17 protein-coding genes and 5 pseudogenes are annotated in these 22,802 nt (G+C 60.0%); 16 read left to right on the top strand and 6 right to left on the bottom strand.

Annotated elements, in window-relative coordinates; all coding sequences use genetic code 11:
- The first annotated feature begins 80 nt into the window (after positions 1-80).
- The 12 genes and pseudogenes from pmbA (at position 81) to ABOC21_RS22390 (ending at position 10,894) form a co-directional block, all read left to right on the top strand.
- Positions 81-1,434 (top strand): annotated as a pseudogene (gene pmbA / locus ABOC21_RS22445) (metalloprotease PmbA).
- Between the two features lie 111 nt (positions 1,435-1,545).
- Positions 1,546-1,935 carry a cytochrome b562 gene (cybC, locus tag ABOC21_RS22440; RefSeq protein WP_341799309.1) on the top strand — a complete coding sequence of 130 codons (390 nt, stop codon included), beginning with the start codon at positions 1,546-1,548 and terminating at the stop codon, positions 1,933-1,935.
- Positions 1,936-2,235: 300 nt separating this feature from the next.
- Entirely contained in the window at positions 2,236-2,574 is a 339-nt protein-coding gene (locus ABOC21_RS22435) for a glycine dehydrogenase (RefSeq protein WP_426813328.1), read from the top strand.
- 11 nt (positions 2,575-2,585) lie between these two features.
- Positions 2,586-2,948: an SFCGS family glycine-rich protein gene (locus ABOC21_RS22430; protein WP_341799308.1), complete on the top strand. Its 363-nt coding sequence runs from the start codon at positions 2,586-2,588 to the stop codon at positions 2,946-2,948.
- A 2-nt stretch (positions 2,949-2,950) separates the two neighbouring features.
- Positions 2,951-3,250: a DUF4312 family protein gene (locus ABOC21_RS22425; RefSeq protein ID WP_041143761.1), complete on the top strand. Its 300-nt coding sequence runs from the start codon at positions 2,951-2,953 to the stop codon at positions 3,248-3,250.
- 21 nt (positions 3,251-3,271) lie between these two features.
- Positions 3,272-4,048, top strand: a complete 777-nt coding sequence (locus ABOC21_RS22420; RefSeq protein WP_045853320.1) for a DUF4311 domain-containing protein — start codon at positions 3,272-3,274, stop codon at positions 4,046-4,048.
- Positions 4,049-4,061: 13 nt separating this feature from the next.
- Positions 4,062-4,706, top strand: a complete 645-nt coding sequence (locus ABOC21_RS22415; protein ID WP_341799307.1) for a DUF4310 family protein — start codon at positions 4,062-4,064, stop codon at positions 4,704-4,706.
- 42 nt (positions 4,707-4,748) lie between these two features.
- Entirely contained in the window at positions 4,749-5,882 is a 1,134-nt protein-coding gene (locus tag ABOC21_RS22410; protein ID WP_341799306.1) for an amidohydrolase/deacetylase family metallohydrolase, read from the top strand.
- The gene (locus ABOC21_RS22405) at positions 5,866-6,984 is read left to right on the top strand and encodes a DgaE family pyridoxal phosphate-dependent ammonia lyase (protein WP_426813327.1); all 1,119 of its coding nucleotides are present in this window, start codon (positions 5,866-5,868) and stop codon (positions 6,982-6,984) included. Before ABOC21_RS22410 ends, ABOC21_RS22405 begins: the two co-directional genes overlap by 17 nt.
- Entirely contained in the window at positions 6,981-7,721 is a 741-nt protein-coding gene (gene dagF, locus ABOC21_RS22400; RefSeq protein WP_426813326.1) for a 2-dehydro-3-deoxy-phosphogluconate aldolase, read from the top strand. Before ABOC21_RS22405 ends, dagF begins: the two co-directional genes overlap by 4 nt.
- Positions 7,722-7,803: 82 nt before the next feature.
- Positions 7,804-8,957 (top strand): annotated as a pseudogene (locus ABOC21_RS22395) (lactonase family protein).
- A 23-nt stretch (positions 8,958-8,980) separates the two neighbouring features.
- A pseudogene (locus ABOC21_RS22390) lies at positions 8,981-10,894 on the top strand (BglG family transcription antiterminator).
- A gap of 6 nt (positions 10,895-10,900) precedes the next feature.
- Here ABOC21_RS22390 and nrdG read toward each other — a convergent pair.
- From nrdG to ABOC21_RS22375, 3 genes and pseudogenes are all read right to left on the bottom strand, one after another.
- Positions 10,901-11,365: an anaerobic ribonucleoside-triphosphate reductase-activating protein gene (gene nrdG / locus ABOC21_RS22385; protein WP_426813325.1), complete on the bottom strand. Its 465-nt coding sequence runs from the start codon at positions 11,363-11,365 to the stop codon at positions 10,901-10,903.
- Between the two features lie 264 nt (positions 11,366-11,629).
- Positions 11,630-13,769: pseudogene (gene nrdD / locus ABOC21_RS22380) on the bottom strand (anaerobic ribonucleoside-triphosphate reductase).
- Between the two features lie 367 nt (positions 13,770-14,136).
- Positions 14,137-14,880: a MurR/RpiR family transcriptional regulator gene (locus tag ABOC21_RS22375; RefSeq protein ID WP_426813324.1), complete on the bottom strand. Its 744-nt coding sequence runs from the start codon at positions 14,878-14,880 to the stop codon at positions 14,137-14,139.
- Between the two features lie 307 nt (positions 14,881-15,187).
- On the opposite strand from ABOC21_RS22375, the gene ABOC21_RS22370 reads away from it, so the two are divergent.
- The 3 genes and pseudogenes from ABOC21_RS22370 (at position 15,188) to celB (ending at position 18,220) form a co-directional block, all read left to right on the top strand.
- Positions 15,188-15,451 carry a PTS sugar transporter subunit IIB gene (locus ABOC21_RS22370; RefSeq protein ID WP_426815561.1) on the top strand — a complete coding sequence of 88 codons (264 nt, stop codon included), beginning with the start codon at positions 15,188-15,190 and terminating at the stop codon, positions 15,449-15,451.
- An 81-nt stretch (positions 15,452-15,532) separates the two neighbouring features.
- Positions 15,533-16,841: pseudogene (locus ABOC21_RS22365) on the top strand (6-phospho-beta-glucosidase).
- A gap of 26 nt (positions 16,842-16,867) precedes the next feature.
- Positions 16,868-18,220 carry a PTS cellobiose transporter subunit IIC gene (gene celB / locus ABOC21_RS22360; RefSeq protein ID WP_426813323.1) on the top strand — a complete coding sequence of 451 codons (1,353 nt, stop codon included), beginning with the start codon at positions 16,868-16,870 and terminating at the stop codon, positions 18,218-18,220.
- Positions 18,221-18,300: 80 nt separating this feature from the next.
- Here celB and treC read toward each other — a convergent pair whose 3' ends face one another.
- The 3 genes from treC to treR form a co-directional block, all read right to left on the bottom strand.
- A complete protein-coding gene (gene treC / locus ABOC21_RS22355) occupies positions 18,301-19,956 on the bottom strand; it encodes an alpha,alpha-phosphotrehalase (RefSeq protein ID WP_426813322.1) in 1,656 nt (551 codons plus the stop codon).
- 55 nt (positions 19,957-20,011) lie between these two features.
- Positions 20,012-21,430, bottom strand: coding sequence for a PTS trehalose transporter subunit IIBC (gene treB, locus ABOC21_RS22350; RefSeq protein ID WP_426813321.1), 1,419 nt, complete (start codon positions 21,428-21,430; stop codon positions 20,012-20,014).
- Between the two features lie 129 nt (positions 21,431-21,559).
- Positions 21,560-22,507 carry a trehalose operon repressor TreR gene (treR, locus tag ABOC21_RS22345; protein WP_426813320.1) on the bottom strand — a complete coding sequence of 316 codons (948 nt, stop codon included), beginning with the start codon at positions 22,505-22,507 and terminating at the stop codon, positions 21,560-21,562.
- Between treR and ABOC21_RS22340 the strand changes: the two genes are divergently transcribed.
- On the top strand, positions 22,506-22,787 hold the full coding sequence (locus ABOC21_RS22340) for a hypothetical protein (RefSeq protein WP_426813319.1): 282 nt from the start codon (positions 22,506-22,508) through the stop codon (positions 22,785-22,787). The genes treR and ABOC21_RS22340 overlap by 2 nt on opposite strands.
- Positions 22,788-22,802 lie beyond the last annotated feature (15 nt).

Here is a 22,802-nt window from a genome sequence, read left to right as displayed (position 1 = left end):
AAAAGAGGCTAATGTTACCAGTTAAGGCGCGCACTGAAAAACGGTTCTCTGTTAGACTTCAATTAACTCCTTCCTACATTATGGCATTAGCGATGAAAGTCATCTCTCAAGTTGCACAGCAGCGTAAGGCGCTGGAAGAGGCCGTGACCACGGCGCTGGAACTGGCGGCAGGTAAATCCGACGGTGCGGAAGTCTCCGTCAGCAAAACCACCGGCATCAGCGTCAGCACCCGCTACGGCGAGGTGGAGAACGTAGAATTCAACAGCGATGGCGCCTTAGGCATCACCGTTTATCACCAGCATCGCAAGGGCAGCGCCTCTTCGACCGATCTTAGCCCGCAGGCGATTGCCCGCACGGTGCAGGCGGCGCTGGATATTGCCCGCTATACTTCGCCGGACCCGTTCGCCGGCGTTGCCGACAAAGAGCTGCTGGCCTTTGACGCCCCGGACCTCGACCTGTTCCACCCGGCGGAAGTGAGCCCGGATCGGGCCATCGAGCTGGCCGCCCGCGCTGAACAGGCGGCGCTGCAGGCCGATAAACGCATCACCAACACCGAAGGCGGCAGCTTCAACAGCCACTACGGCATCAAGGTGTTCGGTAACAGCCACGGCATGCTGCAGGGCTACTGCTCAACCCGCCATTCGCTCTCCAGTCTGCGTTATCGCGGAAGAAAACGGCGATATGGAGCGTGATTACGCCTATACCATCGGCCGCGCGATTGAAGATTTACAGTCGCCGGAGTGGGTGGGCGACGAGTGCGCCCGCCGCACCCTCTCGCGCCTGGCGCCGCGCAAGCTCTCGACCATGAAGGCGCCGGTGATTTTTGCCAATGAAGTGGCGACCGGGCTGTTTGGTCACCTGGTCGGGGCGATTGCCGGCGGCGCGGTGTACCGCAAATCGACCTTCCTGCTTGACGCGCTTGGCACCCGGATCCTGCCGGACTGGCTGACCATTGAGGAGCATCCGCACCTGCTGAAAGGGCTGGCGTCAACGCCGTTCGACAGCGAAGGCGTGCGTACGGAGCGGCGCGACATCGTTAAGGACGGTATTCTGACGCAGTGGCTGCTGACCAACTACTCGGCGCGCAAGCTGGGCATGAAGAGCACCGGCCACGCGGGCGGCATTCACAACTGGCGAATCAACGGCCGCGGCCTGAGTTTTGCAAAGTTGCTTAAAGAGATGGGCACCGGGCTTGTCGTCACCGAACTGATGGGGCAGGGTGTCAGTGGCGTTACCGGCGATTACTCGCGCGGCGCATCCGGATTCTGGGTTGAGAATGGCGAAATTCAGTATCCGGTAAGCGAAATCACCATCGCCGGAAATCTGCAAGATATGTGGCGTAATATCGTGACCGTCGCCGACGATATCGAAATGCGCAGCAACATCCAGTGTGGTTCCGTGCTGCTGCCAGAGATGAAAATCGCCGGGCAATAATGGCGTGTTATACCGGATTGTTCAGGCTACGGCCTGAGGAATAACGGGTATGTAAGGGCGCCCAGGTGGCGCCTTTTCCTTGTGCTTAAATAATAAAAAAGGAAGTGAGCAATGCGTAAAAAACTGTTAGCAGTGCTGGCTGTTTCAGCCCTGGCGATGGGTTCCGCATCGGCGTTTGCCGCCGATCTGGGTGAGGATATGGACACCCTTGCGCAAAATCTGCAGGTGGTGCAGAAGACCTCTGATGCCGGTGAGCAAAAAGCGGCGCTGACGAAGATGCGCGACGCCGCCGTCGATGCGCAGAAAGAGACCCCGCCGAAGCTGGAAGGCAAAGCCGCGGACAGCGCGGAGATGAAGGACTACCGCCACGGCCTCGATATTCTGATTGGCCAGATTGACGGCGCCCTGAAGCTGGCCAATGAAGGCAAGGTCAAAGAGGCGCAGGCCGCCGCGGAAGAGTTCAAAACTACCCGTAATACCTACCACCAGAAGTACCGTTAAGTTCTTTTCCAGGAGGTATCAGCCGGTACCTCCTGCACTTCGTCTGCGCTAAAACCCAATCCCTGTCACATTTCGCCGCTCTCTTCAGCCGCCGGTTCGGCCGCTTCCGCTCGCCGGTTCAGCGGCTATCTTGTGACCCTCATCACGCTGTTTTGCCGAAAATGGCAAATTTACGCCAATTCTGTGCAATGGATCGCATCTTCCGGCGGCCTTTCCACTTCGAAGTGGAAAACAACTCGCTACAAACTCCTCTCCCCCGGCGTTAGTTTTATCCCCAGAGACATCAACGGGGTAAGACAAATGAATAACGGAGCGGTAACACACGACGTAGGGGAGCAGGCAACGCAAACCGAGCAGCTGGCCGAGAAGATGCTGCAGCAGGTTTATACCCTGCTAGGTCGCCGTAACATCATCCCCAACGCCGTTCAGGAGCAGATGCTGACCTCCCACGTGCGGGCTATGGCCCACCGGTCAATTAGCGGCGAGCCGCTGCCGGAAGTGGATGCCAGCCTGTTTGAAGAAATTTCAGAAGATTCAATGACGCTGGCCCGCGAAGTGGTCGCGCAATTCGGCAACCTGCCAGAGGAAGAGTCCTGGCTGCTGTCCGTCCACTTCGAAGTCGCAAAAGAAAACCTGTAAGGAGCTAAAAAATGGAACAAATCACCTTAGTCATCGGCGATCGCCTGGGTAAAGGACAGAAAGTTGCCGCTGGCGCGGAAAAAGCCGGAGCTCGTGCAGTCGTGGTTCCGGGCGTTGCCGCTGATATGAAGCTGGGCGACGTGATGAAAGCAGAAAACGCCACCTTCGGCATCTCCTTCTGCGGCAGCGGCGGCGCAGGCGCCATCACCGCGCAAAACAAGCACGGCTACAAAGCGAAATACGGCATGCGTTCCGTTGATGAAGGCGTCACCGCCATCAACGAAGGCTACAACGTTCTGGGCTTCGGTTTTATGGATAAAGAAGAGCTGGGCGAGCGCCTGGTCGAAGCCTGGAAAAAGAAATACGGCGTCTGAGCATGAAAGAGCAATTCACCACCACGGTGAGCGTTACGGGCAAAGGCGAGAGCAAAACTCGGGCGTTCGCCGATGCCCTCAACCACGTGCAGGCGGCGGTGATGAAAACCTCGCCGCACATTTTACTGCGTATTGAGCCACAGGATGTGGAGGTTGTTCATGCGCGTGAAGCGGTGCGCAAAGAAGCGTTTTTATTCTTCTTTTTGCGCCGTGAACGACGGACCTACAGCGTGGAGCTGAACGTCACCGTCAACGTGACCGCCATTAATCTCGATAAAGTGGATTTCGTCACGCAAACCTGATTCTCACCATAGGGTTAAACTATGTTCCTGATAATTTTAATAAAATCGCTCATTATCGGCGGCCTGGTCGGCGTCGGCGTGGGCGCCGGAGCGGCACGTATGTTTCATGCGCCCACCACGCAAGGGATGGGCGCATTTCGTACGTTGGGCGAGCTGAACTCCTGCGAAGGCGATCCGGCTTCCCACTTCTCCTTTGGCCTCGGCTTCTTCTTTAACGCCTGGGCTTCTTCCGTCGCAGCGGGCTCCTTCACCCAGGACGTCGATCACCGCATCATTCCTAACTGGGGCGCCGCCGCGCTGATGCTGAAAAACCGCAACGTCGGCGAGACGCTGCACGATCCGAAGAAGATGGCGATTGCCTGCGGCGTTATCGGCATGTTCGTGGTCTCCTTCCTTAACCTGACCGCCTCTTCCGTGCCGGAAGCGCTGCAGGTCACCGCCGTTAAGGTGCTGGTCCCGGCGGCTAACCTGCTGGTTAATACGGTTATGCCGGTGATCTTCTGGCTGGCGGCCATCGATGCCGGGAAGAAATCGGGCTTCTGGGCCACCATTTTCGGCGGCGCGGCGCAGCTGATTATGGGTAACGCCGTTCCGGGTCTGGTGCTGGGCATCCTGATCGGTAAGGGCGTTGAAGAGAGCGGCTGGCACCGCGTCACTAAAGTGATGATGTCCGCTATTGTCGCACTGTTCGTGCTGAGCGCCTTCTTCCGCGGCTTCGATATTAAGACCCTGCAATCCTTCCATCTGGGCGTACCGAACTGGCTGGATCTGATTCACAATTCGCTCAGCGGCAAATAACAGGAGCCTCTAAATGGAACAGAATAAAGGTTTTTGGTATGCCGACTGGTCGTTCCCGATCTTTGTTGGCCTGCTCTCCTCCGGCGTCTTCGCCGGGACACATATGTACTATCTCTACGGCATCGGCGCGTTTAACGAAGTGGCCTTCGTGGCGATGCTGAAAGCGGGCATCGATACCGGCGCCTACGGGGCGGTCGCGGCGTTTGGCGCCAGCTTCCTGTTTGCGCGCATCATTGAAGGCTCGCTGGTGGGGATCCTCGATATCGGCGGCGCGATCCAAACCGGTATTGGCCTCGGCGTGCCGGCGCTGCTGCTGGGCGCGGGCTTGGTCTTCCCGGTGGCCAACTTTGCCGCCTCGCTGGCTACCGGCCTGGCGCTGGGCCTGGCCGTTGGCTACATCATTATTCTGGCGCGTAAGTTCACCATCAATCAGAGCGACTCCACCTACGGCGCCGACGTCATGATGGGGGCCGGTAACGCCTCCGGCCGCTTCCTTGGGCCGCTAATTATCCTCAGCGCGATGACCGCGTCGATTCCTATCGGTATCGGTTCTCTGGTCGGGGCCCTGCTGTTCTACATCTGGCAGAAGCCGATCACCGGCGGCGCCATCCTTGGCGCGATGATCCTCGGCTCTCTATTCCCGATTGCTATTGGTTAAGTCCTGCGGGCGCGTGAGCGCCCGCTTTAACAGGAGAGACCCATGTTTGATTTACTCCTGCGCCGTGCGCGCCTCGTCGACGATACCCTGACCGATATCGCCATTCAGGACGGGAAAATTGCGGCGCTGGGCGAGATTAGCGCGCCTGCGCGCAAAACCGTTGAGCTGGACGGCCGCTACTACGCCAGCGCCGGCTGGATTGACTCCCACGTTCACTGCTACCCGAACTCGCCGATTTATCACGACCAGCCGGACAGCGTGGGCATTGCCACCGGCGTGACCACGGTGATTGATGCGGGCAGCACCGGCGCGGACGATATCGACGATTTTTATCAGCTGACCCGCAGCGCGGCCACCGAGGTCTTTGCGCTGCTCAACATCTCCCGCGTCGGGCTGATCGCCCAGAACGAGTTGGCCAATATGGCCAACGTCGATGCCGATGCGGTAACCCAGGCGGTGAAGCGCCACCCTGACTTTATCGTCGGCCTGAAGGCGCGCATGAGCAGCAGCGTGGTCGGCGACAACGGCATTACCCCTCTGGAACGGGCGAAGGCGATGCAGCGCGAAAACGGCGACCTGCCGCTGATGGTGCATATCGGCAACAACCCGCCAAATCTCGATGAAATTGCCGACCTGCTGAGCGCGGGCGATATCATCACCCACTGCTATAACGGCAAGCCGAACCGCATTCTGACCGCTTCCGGCGAGCTGCGCGCCTCCGTGACCCGCGCCCTCAAACGCGGCGTGCGCCTTGACGTCGGCCACGGCACCGCCAGCTTCAGCTTTGAGGTGGCGCGCCGGGCGATAGCGCTGGGCATCCTGCCGCAGACCATCAGCTCCGATATCTACTGCCGCAACCGTATTGACGGCCCGGTGCGTTCGCTGGCGCTGGTGATGTCGAAGTTTCTCGCCATCGGCATGTCGCTACCGCAGGTGGTGGAGTGCGTTACCGCCAGCGCCGCCGACGGGCTGCGCCTGACGCAAAAAGGGCGCCTGGCCGTGGGCTACGACGCGGATTTAACCCTCTTTACCCTGCAGCATGCGCCGACGGTGCTGGTCGACGCCGAAAAAGAGAGCCTGCAGGCTGACAATATTCTGGTGCCGCTTGCTGCGATTCGCGCAGGCAAGGGCTATCTGACCGAACAAGGGAGCGCGGAAAATGCCTTCGATTTTTGAAAAATACAATTTAAAACAAGTTATTAATACATCAGGCCGCATGACGGCGCTGGGCGTATCCACGCCGCGCCCGGAAGTGGTCGAAGCCGTCATGAGCGGCATGAATCACTACTTCGAAATGAAAGACCTGGTCAACAAGACCGGCGAGTACATCGCGAAACTGCTGGACGTCGAAGGGGCGACGGTTGTCTCCTGCGCTTCCGCGGGAATCGCCCAGTCGGTGGCGGCGGTGCTGGTGAAAGACAGCAGCTGGCTGCTGGAAAACCTCCACGTCACCCCGATCGAAAACAACGAAATCGTCCTGCCGAAAGGCCACAACGTCAACTTCGGCGCGCCGGTGGGTACGATGGTCGCGCTGGGCGGCGGCCGGCTGGTGGAAGCCGGCTACGCCAACGAATGCTCCGCCGATCAGCTGGCGGCGGCGATCACTCCGCGCACCGCGGCGATCCTGTACATCAAATCTCACCACTGCGTGCAGAAAAGCATGCTCAGCGTTGAGCAGGCGGTGGTGGTGGCGCGTAAGCACAACCTGCCGCTGATCGTCGATGCGGCGGCGGAAGAAGATCTGCAGTGCTACTACAGCGCCGGCGCCGACCTGGTGATTTACAGCGGCGCCAAAGCGATTGAGGGCCCAACCAGCGGCCTGGTGATCGGCAAAACGCAGTACGTCGAGTGGGTCAAACGCCAGTCCGCCGGCATTGGCCGGGCGATGAAGGTCGGTAAAGAGGGCATTCTGGGCCTGACCTGCGCCATTGAGCACTACCTGACGGCGCGCAAGGAGAGCGGCGATGAGATGGTGGCGAAGATGACGCCGTTTATTGAGCAGCTCAACGCCCTCACCGGGGTAAGCGCCCGGGTGGTCTGGGATAGCGCCGGCCGCGATATCGCGCGGGCGGAAATTAAGTTTACTGAAGCCGTCACCGGCATCGCCACCGGCGAGCTGGTTGAGGCGCTGAAGCAGGGCGAATACGCCATCTACTTCCGCGGCTATAAGGCCAACGAAGGCATTATTGAGGCCGACGTGCGCAGCGTAAGCGCACAGCAGTTGGAGATCGTCTCCCGCCGCATCGGCGAAGTTCTGAATATGGAGAAGAAAGCATGAAACTGACCCCGAATTTTTATCGCGATCGCGTGTGCCTGAACGTTCTGGCGGGTAGCAAAGACAACGCCCGCGACATCTACGAAGCGGCGGAAGGTCATGTTCTGGTCGGCGTGCTCTCTAAAAATTACCCGGACGTGGCGAGCGCGGTGGCCGATATGCGTGAATACGCCCGGCTTATCGATAACGCGCTGTCGGTGGGCCTCGGCGCGGGCGATCCAAACCAGTCGGCGATGGTCAGCGAGATCTCCCGTCAGGTGCAGCCGCAGCACGTCAACCAGGTCTTTACCGGCGTCGGCGCCAGCCGCGCGCTGCTGGGGCAGAGCGAAACCGTCGTCAACGGCCTGGTCTCCCCGACCGGCACGCCGGGGATGGTGAAGATCTCCACCGGCCCGCTGAGCAGCGGCGCGGCGGACGGGATCGTTCCGCTGGAAACCGCCATTGCGTTACTAAAAGACATGGGCGGCAGCTCGATCAAATACTTCCCGATGGGCGGCCTGAAGCATCGCGATGAGTACCTCGCCGTCGCCCAGGCCTGCGCCCGCCACGATTTCTGGCTGGAGCCGACCGGCGGCATCGATCTGGAAAACTACGGCGAGATCCTGCAGATCGCGCTGGACGCCGGGGTCAGCAAAATCATCCCTCACATCTACAGCTCTATTATTGATAAAGAGAGCGGCAACACCCGCCCGGCCGACGTGCGTCAGTTGCTGGAGATGACCAGGGCGCTGGTTAAATAGTCATTGCTCTGCCGTCCCCCGAACCTTTCCGTAAGGGCGGGGGACACCCACTTTCATCCCACCGAACCATCAAGGAGTCACTATGCCTGCCGCTCGTCACCTGCTTGTTGCTTCACTTTCCCTGCTCGCCGCCAGCGCCTGCGCCCAGGCGCAGTACGCCTGGGTCGGCACCTATAACCCCAACGGCGAAGGTCTGTATCGCTTTACCGTTGAAGCGAAAACCGGCGCGCTGAGCAACCGAACGCTGGTCAGACTCGCTGCCCAACGTCGCGCAGCTTACCGCTTCGCGCGACGGCAAAACCCTGTACGCCGCCAGCGAAGTGGAAAAGGGCGTGGTGCAGGCGTGGCGCGTGGGGGCCAACGGCGAGCTGAGCGAGCTAAACCAGGTCTCTTCCGGCGGGGCCGGGCCGGTTTATCTCTCCCTGACGCCGGACGGTCGCCATCTGCTGGTGGCAAACTACGTTAGCGGCACGACGGCCGTGCTGCCGGTGCAGGAAGACGGTCGCCTGGGCGAGGCGGTGGACGTTCATCAGGACCAGGGTCCGGCCGGCGCGGCGCGCCCGGCGGCGGCCGCTGAGGGCAGCTTCGCCATTAGCGACCATAACGGCCCCCACGCCCATATGATCTCGGCCGATCCCAGCGGGAAATACGTTTACTCCACCGATCTGGGGCTGGATCGGATCTATCAGTACCGGATGGACAGCGCCAGCGGCAAGCTGACGCCCAACGATCCGCCGTTTATCGCCGCATCTTCGCCGGGAGCCGGGCCGCGTCACTTTGTCTTCACGCCGAAGGGCGACGGGCTATGGCTGATTAACGAAGAGGCCTCGACGCTCACCTTCTATCATCTTGATAAGGCCAGCGGCCTGCTGCGCGAGGGCAAAACGGTTTCCGCGCTGCCGAAGGAGTATAAAGGCACCAGCTTTGCCGCCGGTCTGGCGCTGAGCGCCGACGGCAGGCAGACTGTACGTGGCGAACCGCCTGCATAACAGCATCGCGCACTTTAGCGTCATGGCGGACGGTAGCCTGAGCCATCAGGAAGATATCTGGACGCGCGGGGACTACCCACGAACGCTAACGCTGGATAATCAGGGGCAGTGGCTGTACGTCATGAACCAGCGTAGCGATAATATCACCCGTTTCAGCGTGGCGCCCAAAAGCGGCAGGCTGACCTTTGCCCCGGACTATACTCCGGTAGGCAGCCCGTCACAGATGGTGATATCCGCTCAACCTTGAGCCGTAAAGATGAAGGAACTGACATGCGATTTCCCAACCAACGTTTAGCACAGACTGTTTAGCCTGCTGCAAAACGAAACGCTGCCGCAGGATGAACTGGCGCAGCGGCTGTCAGTTTCTACCCGTACCGTACGCGCCGATATTACGGCGCTTAACGCGCTGTTACTGCCCTACGGCGCGCAGTTTATCCTGCTCCGCGGCAGCGGCTATCGGCTCAGCGTTGACGACCCGGCGCTCTACCGGACGCTGGCGGAAACGGCTCCGAAGGCGCAGCATATTCCGCGTACCGCGCAGGATCGCATCAACTTTTTGCTGATACGCTTTTTGACCTCGGCCTTTTCGCTCAAGCTCGAAGACCTCGCGGACGAGTGGTTCGTCAGCCGCGCCACGCTGCAGAGCGATATGGTGGACGTGCGCGAACGTTTCCAGCGCTACCAGCTGACTCTGGAGACTCGCCCGCGCCACGGCATGAAGCTGTTCGGCAGCGAAGTGTCGATTCGCGCCTGCCTGACCGACCTTCTGTGGGAACATTCGCAGCAGGGGGGACTGCCTCTGCCGGTCGATAAAGGCGGGCTGAGCGCCGAGGTGGGCGCGCGGCTGGCGCGCGAGCTGCAGGAGATCCTCACCCGCCACCACGTCCGCCTGACGGATGAAGGCGAGCGCTTTATCCGCCTCTACAGCACGGTGGTGGTGCGCCGCGCCAGCGAGGGCTATCCGCTGGCGGAATTTAGCGCTGAAGACGTGGCGCAGAACGTGCGCGATGCCGCCCGGGAGCTGGCCGGGATGCTGCAGCAGCTGGCGGGGAAGGCGCTCTCGGCGGCGGAGGAGGAGTGGCTGTGCGTACACCTTGCCGCCCGCCAGGTGCAGGACCTCGATCCGGGCACCATCAGCGCCGATGATGACGAAGCGCTGGTGAACTACATCCTGCGCTATATCAACACCCAGTATAACTACAACCTGCTCGATGACGCCCAGCTGCACGCCGATCTGCTGACCCATATTAAGACCATGATCACCCGGGTGCGCTACCAGATCATGATCCCCAATCCGCTGCTGGATAACATCAAGCAGCACTACCCGATGGCGTGGGATATGACCCTGGCGGCGGTCTCCAGCTGGGGAAAGTACACCCCCTATGCGATCAGCGAAAACGAGATCGGTTTCCTGGTGCTGCATATCGGCGTCGGCCTCGAGCGTCATTACAATATTGGCTACCAGCGCCAGCCGCGCGTGCTGCTGGTGTGCGATACCAGCAACGCGATGGTGCGGATGATCGAGGCGACCCTGCAGCGTAAATATCCGCAGACTGGAAATTGCCGCCACCCTTTCGCAGCGCGATTACGAACAGCTTGAGGCCGTTGCCGAGGATTTTGTTATTTCCACCGTGCGCATCGGTGAAAAGGATAAGCCGGTGGTGACCATCGCGCCGTTCCCGACGGATTATCAGCTGGATCAAATCGGCAAGCTGGTGCTGGTGGACAGAACCCGTCCGTGGATGCTGGATAAGTATTTCGATGAGGCCCATTTCCGGGTGATTGATACCCCCGTCGATCGCCAGACGCTGTTTGCCGAACTGTGCCGGCAGACTGCTGCTGGAGGGTTTTGTCGACGCCGGGTTCTATGACTCCGTTGTCGAGCGTGAGGCGATCGTCAGCACCATGCTCGGCGACGGGATTGCGCTGCCGCACGCCCTTGGCCTGCTGGCGAAAAAAACGGTGGTCTATACGGTGATTGCCCCAAACGGCATAGTCTGGGGCGATGAGACCGCCCATCTCATATTCCTGCTGGCCATCAGCAAAAGCGAGTATGAAGAGGCGATGGCGATCTATGATATTTTCGTGACTTTCCTGCGCGAACGCGCGATGGCCCGCCTTGCCGCCACCGGCAGTTTTGACGAATTTAAAACCGTGGCAATGGAGTGCGTCAGCCGCTTTTAAGCGCGGCTAGCGCAGATGATGCACCACCTGATTGCTGCTGCCGCGCCAGATAAGCATCGGGTCTTTTAGATCCTGCACGAACTTGCCGTCGACCAGCACGTTAATCAGGTCGACCACCGCCATCTGCGCGTCGTTGAGCTCCGCAAGCCTGTAGCCCGTCCACATCCAGATATCCTTCCCGGGACACTCGGCGCGAATGCGCTGCACCAGCGCGAGGATCTCCGACACGTTCTGCGGGTGCAGCGGATCGCCGCCGGAGAGGGTGATTCCCTGGCGCTTAATGCGCGCGTCGTTGAGGTCGGCGATGATGCGGTCGGCCATCTCGGTGGTGAACGGCAGGCCGGAGTTGAGCCGCCATGTGCTCTTGTTATAGCAGCCGAGGCATTGGTGGACGCAGCCTGAGACGAACAGGGTGCAGCGGGTGCCGGGACCGTTGACGATATCGACCGGGTAGTACTGATGGTAATTCATTGTTTCCTCTTCTCATTTGACGCTGTAGCGGCGTTGGCTGCGCTCGTGCGCCCAGGTCACTTACTACAGTAAGCTCCCCGGGACTTGCTCGCTTGCCGCCTTGCTACAACGCCAACTGATTTGAGGAAACCCATATAGTGGCGGTAGCCCTGGATAAAAAGCGCTTTGCGGCGCGATCCGGGAGCGGCTCCTGAATGGTCAAACGGCTACTGATTGATCCCCTCTCCTCGTTGGGGAGAGGGGGAGGGGCTAAACCGCCCGGAATTAACCGATCTGCCCGTTACCCAAATGCTTAACGCGGCGTTTAACTTCTTCCTGTTTGCCGGCGTTGAACGGGCGGGCGTCCGGGCTGCCGAGATAGCCGCACACGCGGCGGGTCACCGAGACGCGGGCCGCGTCGTGGTTGCCGCATTTCGGGCAGGTAAACCCTTTGCTGGTGCACTCGAACTCGCCGGTAAAGCCGCACTCGTAGCACTCGTCGATGGGCGTGTTGGTTCCGTAGTACGGCACGTGCTGGTAGCTGTAATCCCAGACGTCTTCCAGAGCCTTCAGGTTGTGCTGAATGTTCGGGTATTCGCCGTAGCAGATGAAGCCGCCGTTCGCCAGCGGCGGGTAGGGCGCTTCAAAATCGATCTTGTCGTAAGGGTTGACCTTCTTCTCGACGTCGAGGTGGAAACTGTTGGTGTAGTAGCCCTTATCGGTCACGCCGTTGATGACGCCAAACTCGGCGGTATCGAGACGACAGAAGCGATCGCACAGGTTTTCACTCGGCGTGCTGTAGAGGCTGAAGCCGTAGCCGGTCTCCTCCTTCCACCGATCCACGGCGTCGCGCATGCGTTTGACGATGGCGATGCCTTTCTCACGCAGCGCGTCGCTATCGTACATATGCTGGTTGCCGGAGAGCGCGTTGATGGTTTCGTGAATGCCGATATAGCCCAGCGAAATCGACGCGCGGCCGTTTTTAAAGATATCCGCCACGTCGTCGTCCGCCTTCAGGCGTACGCCGCAGGCGCCTTCCATATAGAGAATCGGCGCGACGCGGGCCTTCACCCCTTCGAGGCGCGCAATACGCGTCATCAGGGCCTTACGCGCCAGCTCCAGGCGGCTATCGAGCAGGGTCCAGAAGGCGGCTTCGTCGCCTTTGGCTTCCAGCGCGATCCGCGGCAGGTTGAGGCTGATGACGCCGAGGTTGTTGCGGCCATCGTGAACCTGCTCGCCGTTCTCGTTTTCCCACACCCCGAGGAAGCTGCGGCAGCCCATCGGCGTTTTAAACGAGCCGGTGACCTTCACCACCTGATCGTAGTTGAGGATATCCGGATACATGCGCTTGCTCGCGCACTCCAGCGCCAGCTGCTTGATGTCGTAGTTGGCGTCGCCGAAGCGGTGGTTCAGACCGTCGCGAATGGCGAAGACCAGCTTCGGGAACACCGCGGTTTTGCGGTTTTTCCCCAAACCGGCAATGCGGTTGCGCAGAATCGATTGCTGAATCAGACGCGATTCCCAGCTGGTGCCGAGGCCGAAGCCAAAGGTGACGAAAGGCGTCTGGCCGTTGGCGGTGTGCAGGGTATTCACTTCGTATTCCAGCGACTGGAAGGCGTCGTAGCACTCTTTCTCGGTACGCGAGCGGGCGTACTCCTCGGCGTTGGGGATCTGCCACTCTTCGGCGATCTTACGATGCTTCTTGCAGCTCTCGGTCACGAACGGCGCCAGCACTTCGTCAATGCGGTTGATGGTGGTCCCGCCGTAAATATGGCTGGCGACCTGGGCGATAATCTGCGCCGTGACCGCCGTGGCGGTAGAGATAGACTTCGGCGGCTCGATCTCGGCGTTGCCCATTTTAAAGCCGTGGGTCAGCATGCCCTTGAGGTCAATCAGCATGCAGTTAAACATCGGGAAGAACGGCGAGTAGTCGAGATCGTGATAGTGGATCTCGCCGCGCTCGTGCGCCTGCACCACGTCGCGCGGCAGCAGGTGCTGGCGAGCGTAGTGTTTGGCCACAATCCCGGCCAGCAGGTCGCGCTGGGTCGGGATAACTTTGCTGTCTTTGTTCGCGTTTTCGTTAAGCAGGGAAGAGTTGGTTTGCTCTACCAGGCCGCGGATCTCCTGGTTCAGGCGGCCGCGTTTTTCACGCTCGATATCGCGATCGTGGCGATATTCAATATAGGCGCGAGCCAGTCTGCTTCCACGGACCGGACATCAGCTGGTTCTCAACGGCGGTCTGGATTTCGTTGATATCGACCTGAGCCCGATTCTGCATTTGCTGGCTAACGACTTCTGCGACGGTGGCGCAATAGTCTGCGTCATCGACTCCCGCTGCTTTAGCTGCACGCAGAATTGCTTCTTTAATGCGCTCTGACTTAAACGGCACTTTGCAGCCATCTCGTTTCATCACATGCGGTGTCATGATCACTCCATATTTTATAGAACAGGTTATCCACAGAGGCGGAAGGTATTCCGAGGGCGCGAGGGGCTATAGCCGCCGCCGTCTTCCTGCGGTTCCGGACCATTTTATCCACATCCCACCACCGCCTGAGTACGATGGGCTGTGTCGACATAATAGACGATTAATACAATATATAGGGCCGGGATGCATTTTAAGTTCTACATGTAGTGATTTGCATCAAAGATGTTTGCGATTTTATTGACGCAGGACAAAGTAAAAAGGTGAGAGTACGGATGGTGGGCGCTTGCGTTAAATGTAAATTTATTTGCTTAAAAAACAAGCATAAAAATGTCCGCAGGCCGCCCGGGAAGGCGGCGGGCATTGCGGCTCAGGCAATCAGCGTATCGTTAAGCAAATCGACCAGCAGCAGCAGGGCGTAGCGGGCCAGCTGCGGGTTATCGGGGAGCGGAATAATCCCGGCGGCCATGTTGGCCAGCGCGTGGTTTTCCGGCGTCAGGGCGATGATGGTCACCCCCTGGGTTCGCGCCTGCAGGGTCGCGCTTTGCAAAATAGCGTCCGCGTCGGCGGTGACCAGCACCAGCAGCAGGTGGTCGTCGCTCAGCGTCGAGGCCGTCATGCGCATCAGGGCGCTGTCCTGGCACAGGTTGATGGCGATACCGGAGGGCAGCAGCTGGTGCTGCAACAGCGTGGCCAGCGCGACATCCTGGGCGCCGAGCGCGAAGCAGTGCACGGCGCGCGCGGTCAGCAGGCGGGATTTGAGCTTTTCGACCTCCGCCTCAGAAGTTTGCGCCAGCTGCCGGGTAAGCGTATCGCCCAGATAGCCCAGCCTGTCGCGCCAGGCGGCGGGCAGGGCGTGGCTGTTCGGGCTCACCCAGCTGGTCCGACGCTCGCTGGCCTGCGCCAGCTGCTTGCGTAGATCGCGAATATCCTCGCAGCCGACGGAGCGGGCGAAGCGGGTGATGGTGGCCGGACTGACGCCGGCGCTGGCGGCCAGTTCATCGATGGACGCGCTGGCGGTAAAGCTCAAGTTTTCCAGAATAAATGCCGCAACCCGCGACTCCTGGGCGCTAAAACGCACCAGCCCTTGCTGCAACTGACCTACGATATCCATCCTGACCGTTCCTTTCTCCAGAACATCACGTTGAAAATATTTTTCACTTACCGCCAGTGCCTATTTATAGCATCAGCCCAAGGTATTTCCTATGGTTTCGCGGTTAATCAGGCAAACGGCGTGGGCAATAATGATCAAAAATTACGTTTCGATCACATCGATGAAAATTATTTTCATATAGCCTTCACTTTCACGCAATCTTAACAATATATTCGCTGAGGCCCTAACGGGCGAGGTCATAAATCCATCCGGGGGAGAGGTCATGCAACGAATCGTTCTGTGCTGTGCAGCAGGTATGTCGACCAGCATGCTGGTGACGAAGATGAAAGCCGAGGCGCAGCAGCGCGCGCTGTCGCTGGATATCTACGCGGTGGCGGTAGCGGAATTTGAGCGCGAGCTGGCCAACGCCGACGTGATCCTGCTGGGACCGCAGGTGAAATATGAGGCCGGACGCCTGAGCGCGCTGGCCGCGCCGCACGGAAAAGCGGTCGCGGTGATCGATATGGCCGACTACGGCATGATGCGCGGCGCGGCGGTGCTTGATAAGGCGCTCGCGCTGCTTAATCCCTGATTTTTTTCTCTCATATCCCTGAACCATCACGCGCGCTCACGTCGACCGCGCGCGGCTTTCTGCATGCCGAAAGAGGTCTCTATGCAAGCACTAAAAATTGCCGTTATTGGCGGCGGTAGTAGCTATACGCCGGAGCTTATTGAAGGAATTATCGTTCGTTATGAACAGCTTCCGGTAACGGAGGCTGGCGCTGGTTGACGTTGAATCAGGCAGGGAGAAGGTTGAGATTATCGCCGCGCTGACGCGGCGAATGCTCACCCGCAAGGGGCTGGAGCACGTTATGGTCAGCGTCCATTTTGCGCTGGACGAGGCGATCCGCGGGGCCAGCTTCGTGCTGACCCAGCTGCGCGTCGGGCAGCTGGCGGCGCGGGCCGGCGACGAGCGTCTCGGGCTGAAGTATAACCTGCTGGGCCAGGAAACCACCGGCGTGGGCGGATTCGCCAAAGCGCTGCGCACGATCCCGGTGATCCTTGAGGTGGCGCGCAAGGTTGAGCAGCTGGCGCCGCAGGCGTTTATCCTCAACTTCACCAACCCGGCCGGGATTGTCACCGAGGCGGTGAGCCGCTACAGCAAGGCGAAGATTATCGGCCTGTGCAACGTGCCGATTAATATGCAACACATGATTACCGGCATGCTGGGCGCGAAAGAAGAAGAGGTTAACCTGCGCTTTGCCGGGCTCAACCATATGGTATGGGTGCATAAAGTGATGCAGGGGCGCGAAGACGTGACCCGTAAGGTGATCGATATGCTGTGCGATGGCCAGGCGCTGTCGATGAACAATATCAAAGAGCTGCCGTGGCCGGCGCCGTTCCTGCGCGCGCTGAACGCGATTCCCTGCCCTTATCACCGCTACTTCTGGCTGACGCCGGCGATGCTGGCGGAGGAGATCGCGGCGGCAAAAACCAAAGGCACCCGCGCCGAGCAGGTGATGAAGGTCGAGCAGGAGCTGTTCGAGCTGTACGCCAATCCGGCCCTTGATGAGAAGCCGGAGCAGCTCAGCTTCCGCGGCGGCGCTTACTACTCGGAAGTGGCCGTGGAGTTAATCAACGCGATTCATAACAATCTCGGCAAAGAGATGGTGGTGAATACCCGCAACAACGGGGCGATTCACGGCCTGGAGGATGATGCGGTGGTGGAAACCAACAGCATTATTGATGCCCAGGGCGCGCGCCCGCTGACCTTTGGCGCGCTGCCTCCGGCGATGAACGGCCTGACGCAGCAGGTGAAGGCCTTCGAGCGCCTGACCATTGAAGCCGCCGTACACGGCTGTCGCGATAGCGCGCTGCTGGCGCTGGTGACCAACCCGCTGGTGGGCAACGTCACCGACGCGCAGGCGCTGCTGGACGAAGTCTTAACCATCAACCGTCAATGGCTGACGCAATTTAACTGACCGTTATTTCCTTTGGGGATCGTCTCATGTCGAACACTACGTGGATTGAACGTTACGTCATGCCCGCGGCGCTGAAAATCGCCGGGCAAAAGCACGTCCTGTCGGTGCGCGACGGCATTATTTTGAACATGCCGTTTATGCTGATTGGTTCATTTTTCCTGATCTTCGCCTATCTGCCCATTCCCGGCTATGCCGATATGATGAGCGGTCTGTTCGGCGACGTCTGGCGCGATAAAATGCTTTATCCGGTTAAAGCGACCTACGACATTATGGCGCTGATATCGAGCTTCGGCATCGCCTACCGGCTGGCGGAGAAGTACCGCACGCTTGATCCGCTGACCGCCGGGGCGATGTCGCTGGTCGCCTTCATGATGACGATCCCGCAAAGTACCCTGTTTACGCCGGCGCACGGCGCGGCGGAAGTGGTCAAAGGGGTGATCCCGGTCGGGATGGTCGGCAGCCAGGGGCTGTTTGTCGCCATCGTGATTTCGCTGCTCTCCACCGAGATTTATCGTTTTGTCGCCGGCCGCAACCTGGTGATCCGCATGCCGGACGGCGTCCCGCCGGCGGTGGCGAAATCGTTCCTCGCGCTGATCCCCGGCTTCTGCGTGCTGGCGGTGGTGCTGGCGCTGCGCCTGATCGTCGAAGCTTCGCCATTCGGCGACATTAACAGCATGATCTCGACCATTATCGGCATTCCGATGCACCACGTCGGCGGCACGCTGCCGGGTATGATCTTCTCGGTTATCCTGATCGGCATTCTGTGGACGCTGGGGCTGCACGGCGATGCCATCGTGCTGGTGTTTATTCAGCCGGTATGGCTGTCGAATATGTCGGAAAACCTCACCGCCTTCCAGAACGGCCAGCCGATTCCGCACATTATTACGCAGCAGTTTTACGATCTGTGGATTGCTCCCGGCGGTACCGGGGCGCTGCTGGGGCTGGTGCTCTTTATGTTGTTCAGAAGCCGCAGCCAGCAGATGAAGCAGCTGGGGAAAATCGCCGCCCCCGGCGCGCTGTTTAATATCAGCGAGCCGATGGTGTTCGGTATTCCGCTGGTGATGAACCCCTATTTTTTCCTGCCGTTTATTTTGACGCCGGTTCTGCTGGTGATTGTCTCCTATACCGCGATGGCGACCGGGCTGGTCGCTCCGCCGGCGGGGATTGCGCTGCCGTTTACCACGCCGATTTTTATTAGCGGCTATCTGGCAACCGGCGGGCATATTTCCGGGACCATTCTACAGGTGGTGAACCTGACGATTTCGCTGGTGGTTTACTATCCGTTCTTCCGGGCGTGGGATCGCCTGAAGGCGAAAGAGGAGCACGCCTCGACCCGCGAGGAGGCCGGCAGCGCGCTATCAACGGCCGACAGAGCCTGACGACAACGGCGGCGCGCTGCGCCAGTCCGGGCTACCGTAACGTAGCCCGGCTAAGCGCAGCGCGAGACCGGGCCTCGCTCTTACGCCTGCAGCCACCACACGGCTTCAAACGGACGCAGGGTCATAGCCGCCGGGCGATTCGCCGCTTCCGCGTAGTTGCTCATCAATACCTGCCAGTCGCCCTTCATCTCATCCGGCTGCCAGTTCTGGAATTCACGACTCAGGTTGGCCACCACCACCAGCGTTTGCCCCTGCCACTGCCGGCGATAGCACCACAGCGTCGGATGCTCCGCGCAAAGATCGAGATAGTCGCCCCAGCTCAGCACCGGCGTGGTTTTGCGCAGGGCGATCAGCTGCTGATAGGCATAAAACACCGAATCAGGATCGGCCAGCGCCGCCTCGGCGTTGATATCGCGGTAGTTATCGCACAGCGCAATCCACGGTTCGCCCTCGCTGAAGCCGCCGTTCTCGCGGCCGTTCCACTGCATCGGCGTTCGGCTGTTGTCGCGGGATTTACTGGCCAGAATCGCCAGCAGCTCGTCGGGCGCCTGCCCCTGCGCCGAACGCTCAATAAACATATTGTGGCTTTCGACGTCGCGATAGTCGCTGATATGCGAGAAGTGCGGATTGGTCATGCCGATCTCCTCCCCCTGGTAGATATAGGGAGTGCCCTGCATACCGTGCAGCACCATCGCCAGCATTTTGGCCGCCGGAACCCGGTATTCGCCCTCGTCGCCGAAGCGCGAAACGATGCGCGGCTGATCGTGGTTACACCAGAACAGCGCGTTCCACGCCCGATTGTGCATCCCCTGCTGCCAGTGGCTGAACAGCGCCTTCAGCGCCACGTAGTCAGGACGCGCGAGGCTCCATTTTTCGCCGCCGGGATAGTCCACCTTCAGGTGATGGAAGTTAAAGGTCATCGACAGCTCCTGGCCCTCCTGCGCCGCGTACTGCTGGCAGTGCTCCAGGGTGGTGGAGGACATCTCCCCGACCGTCATCAGGTTGCGCGGGGTGAAGACGTCGCGGCTCATCTCCTGCAGGAATTCGTGCGCGCGCGGGCCGTCGGTATAGAAACGGCGGCCGTCGCCCTCGGCGTCGGAGGGGAACGTCTGGTCTTTGGAGATCAGGTTGACTACGTCGAGGCGCAGGCCGTCAACGCCGCGGTCGGCCCAGAATTCGCAGACCTTTTTTAGCTCCGCGCGCACGGCCGGGTTTTCCCAGTTGAGGTCCGCCTGCTCGGCGGCGAACAGGTGCAGGTAGTACTGGCCGCTTTCGGCGTGCCACTGCCAGGCGTTGCCGCCGAACTTCGAGCGCCAGTTGTTCGGCGGGGTGGTGGGCTCGCCGTCGCGCCAGATATAAAACTGGCGGTAGGGGCTCTCTCTATTTAACGACTCGCGGAACCAGGCGTGGGCGGTCGAGGTGTGGTTGAAGACCATATCCAGCACGATACGGATGCCGCGCGCTTTAGCCTGCGCCACCAGTTCGTCAAAATCAGCCAGCGTGCCGTAGGCCGGATCGATGGCGGTATAGTTCGCCACATCGTAGCCGTTATCCACCTGCGGCGAGACGTAGAACGGGGTCAGCCAGATGGCGTCCACGCCGAGCTTGCGCAGGTAGTCGAGCCGCGCGGTGACCCCGCGCAGATCGCCGGTACCGCTGCCGGTCGTATCCTGGAAACTCTTCGGATAGATTTGATAAATAACGCCGTTTTGCCACCAGAGGGGAAGGGTATTCATAGTGCTTTCCTGCTACAACGAGGGGGCGCATTCGCGCCCCGAAAGGAAGATAAAGTCAGACAATCTGCAAGGTGCCCTGGCGGAATTTGCGCTGGTACACGAAGGTCGTGAGAACAATCGGCACGACGACGGCGATAGCCATTGCCAGGCCGTAAACCTGCCAGTAGGTCGGCTGGATGGAGAGGATGCCCGGCAGGCCGCCGACGCCGATCCCGTTCGCCATCACGCCGTTCAGGCCGCACAGCAGCCCGGCGAGGCCGGAGCCGATCATGGCGCAGAGCATCGGGAAGCGGTACTTGAGGTTGATCCCGTACATCGCCGGCTCGGTGACGCCAAGGTAGGCGGAGATCGCCGCCGGGACGGAGATTTCACGCTCATTCTGCTTGCGGCTGGCGATAATAATGCCGACTACCGCCGAGGCCTGGGCGATGTTGGAGAGCGCAATCAGCGGCCACACCGGCGTACCGCCCATGCTCTGAATCATCTGCATATCGATAGCCAGCGTAGTCTGATGGACGCCGGTGATCACCAGCGGCGCATACAGGAAGCCGAACAGCGCGGCGCCAATCGGCGCGAAGCTACCGGTCATCAGGTGGCGCACCGCAAAGGCCACTCCGTCGCCGATCATGCGGCCGAACGGGCCGATAAAGGCGTGAGCAAGGAACACCGCCAGGATCAGGGAGCACACCGGCACGATTACCAGATAGAGGTAGTCAGGCACGATGCGCTTCATCCGCGTTTCGATAAAGCCCAGCGCCAGGCCCGCCAGCAGCGCCGGGATCACCTGCGCCTGATAGCCCACTTTGGCGATGGTAAACAGGCCGAAGTTCCACACTTCCGGTACCTGCTGGCCGAGCATATAGGCGTTCATCAGTTGGGGAGAAACCAGCGTGACGCCCAGCACGATGCCAAGGATCGGCGTGCCGCCCATTTTCCTCACAGCGGACCAGCAGATGCCGACCGGCAGATAGAAGAAGATGGCTTCGCCGATTAGCCACAGGAAGTCATAAATCGTTTTCAGCGACGGGTGCATTTGCGCCAGCGTCTGGCCGTTGCTCATCGGCAGATCGCCGATCACGTTACGGAAGCCGAGGATCAGGCCGCCGCTAATCAACGCCGGCAGCAGCGGGAAGAAGATCTCGGCAAAGTGCGAAATCAGCTGCTCGTGCCACTTCATGTTTTGCCGCGCGGCCTGTTTGGCCTGCTCTTTATCAGCAGATGCCTGGCCGGTGGTAGCCAGCAGCGCCTTGTAGTAATCGTCCACGTCCGTGCCGATCACCACCTGGAACTGGCCGGCGTTGGTAAAGCAGCCCTTCACCATGCGTAGCTGCTCAATATCTTTCGGTTTGGCGATGGCCGGATTATTCAGCACAAAGCGCAGACGGGTAATACAGTGGCTGACGGTGGCGATGTTGTCACGTCCGCCCACCAGTTCGATTAATTTATCGATGTCCTGCTGATTTACTTTACTCATTGTGAGGCCTCAAAACAGAGGGAAGAGATTGCGTAATGAACTGAGACGAATCCTAACCGCTCCGCTTCATTTGCAAAATGGGAACGTTCCCGAAACGCAGCCACGATCACATAAATCCTGCCGGCGGGGCTAAATCAGCGCCGCGGGAATGACGATTTGACGAGGGTTAGCGTTGCCGGCGATCTGCTCGATCAGCTGCCGCGCCGCCTGGCGTCCGGCCTCTGCGTAGCCCGGATCGACGGTGAGAATTTCCGGGTGCAGGAACTTCATCAGCGGCGTGCTGCCGACGCTGGCGATCTGCAGGCCTTCGATGCGCTTCTCCTGCAAGTACTTGCTGGCGCCAAGGGCGAGGGTATCGGTGGCGCAAAGCAGGGCGCTGGTGTCGGCGCCGAGGACGCTGGCGACGTTTTCATAACCCTGCTTCATGGCGAGGCCCGGCAGCGCGGCGGTGGGCGTGAGCCGGTGCTGCTGGCAGAAATCGAGATAGGCCTGATGGCGGCGCTGGCCGGTGGTGACGTCGCTGTGCGGCACCCCGAGGAAGCTGATATGGCGATGGCCGCGATCGTAGAGACGCTGCATCAGCATCTTCACCGCGCCGTCGTCGTCGTAGCAGACCGAGGCGAAGCCCGGCGCGTCGCGGGCCAGCAGCACCAGGGTTTCGCGCCACGGCGTGAGCATCTCTTCGGTAATGCCGGTGAAGCCGAACAGCACCACGCCGTCGATGTGGCGGCGGGCGAGGATCCTGAGGTGCTCGCTAACCAGCGCCGGGGAGAACTGGCTCTCCATCATAATCGGATCGTAACCCTGCTTGTAAAAAGCGGGCAGCATGGTCTGCACGGCGAGGTTTTCCGACAGCGAGTCCAGACGGGTGACGATAATCGCCACCACTTTGTCGCTCTGGCCGCGCATGGCGCGCGCGGAGCGGGAGGGCGAGAAGCCGTGCTGCAGCATGACCGCTTCCACCCGCTCGCGGGTGCGCTCGTTAACGCCGCTTTCATTGTTGAGCACGCGCGATACCGTCGATTTCCCGACGCCGCTTAAGCGCGCGATATCTTTGATGGTCAGCCGGTTTTGCATGCAGGATTCTCGCGGTGGTCCGATTAAATTGAGCCTAATGCTACTCAACCAGGCCGCAATGAGCAAAGTCTGGTTTACCTCCGGCGGCGGATCCGCGGCCTCTTTGCGCCGCTTATTGCGGCAGCCGCTGCGCCAGACCGTGGCGGCTACTTCGATACAGATCACATTCTCGCGATTTATTCGCGAGAATTTAACTTTTATATATGAAACCCGAAAAAAGCCGCCTAACTATATTGCATTGATATTAAATAATATTTTGTCCATCCATGGCGATGGATGATTTTTGACTTTTACA

This window comes from Klebsiella sp. WOUb02 (assembly GCF_050058015.1).
Taxonomy (GTDB): Bacteria; Pseudomonadota; Gammaproteobacteria; order Enterobacterales; family Enterobacteriaceae; genus Klebsiella.
The sequence above is the reverse complement of the archived record's forward strand: the minus strand, read 5'-3'. Positions and strand labels throughout refer to the sequence as shown.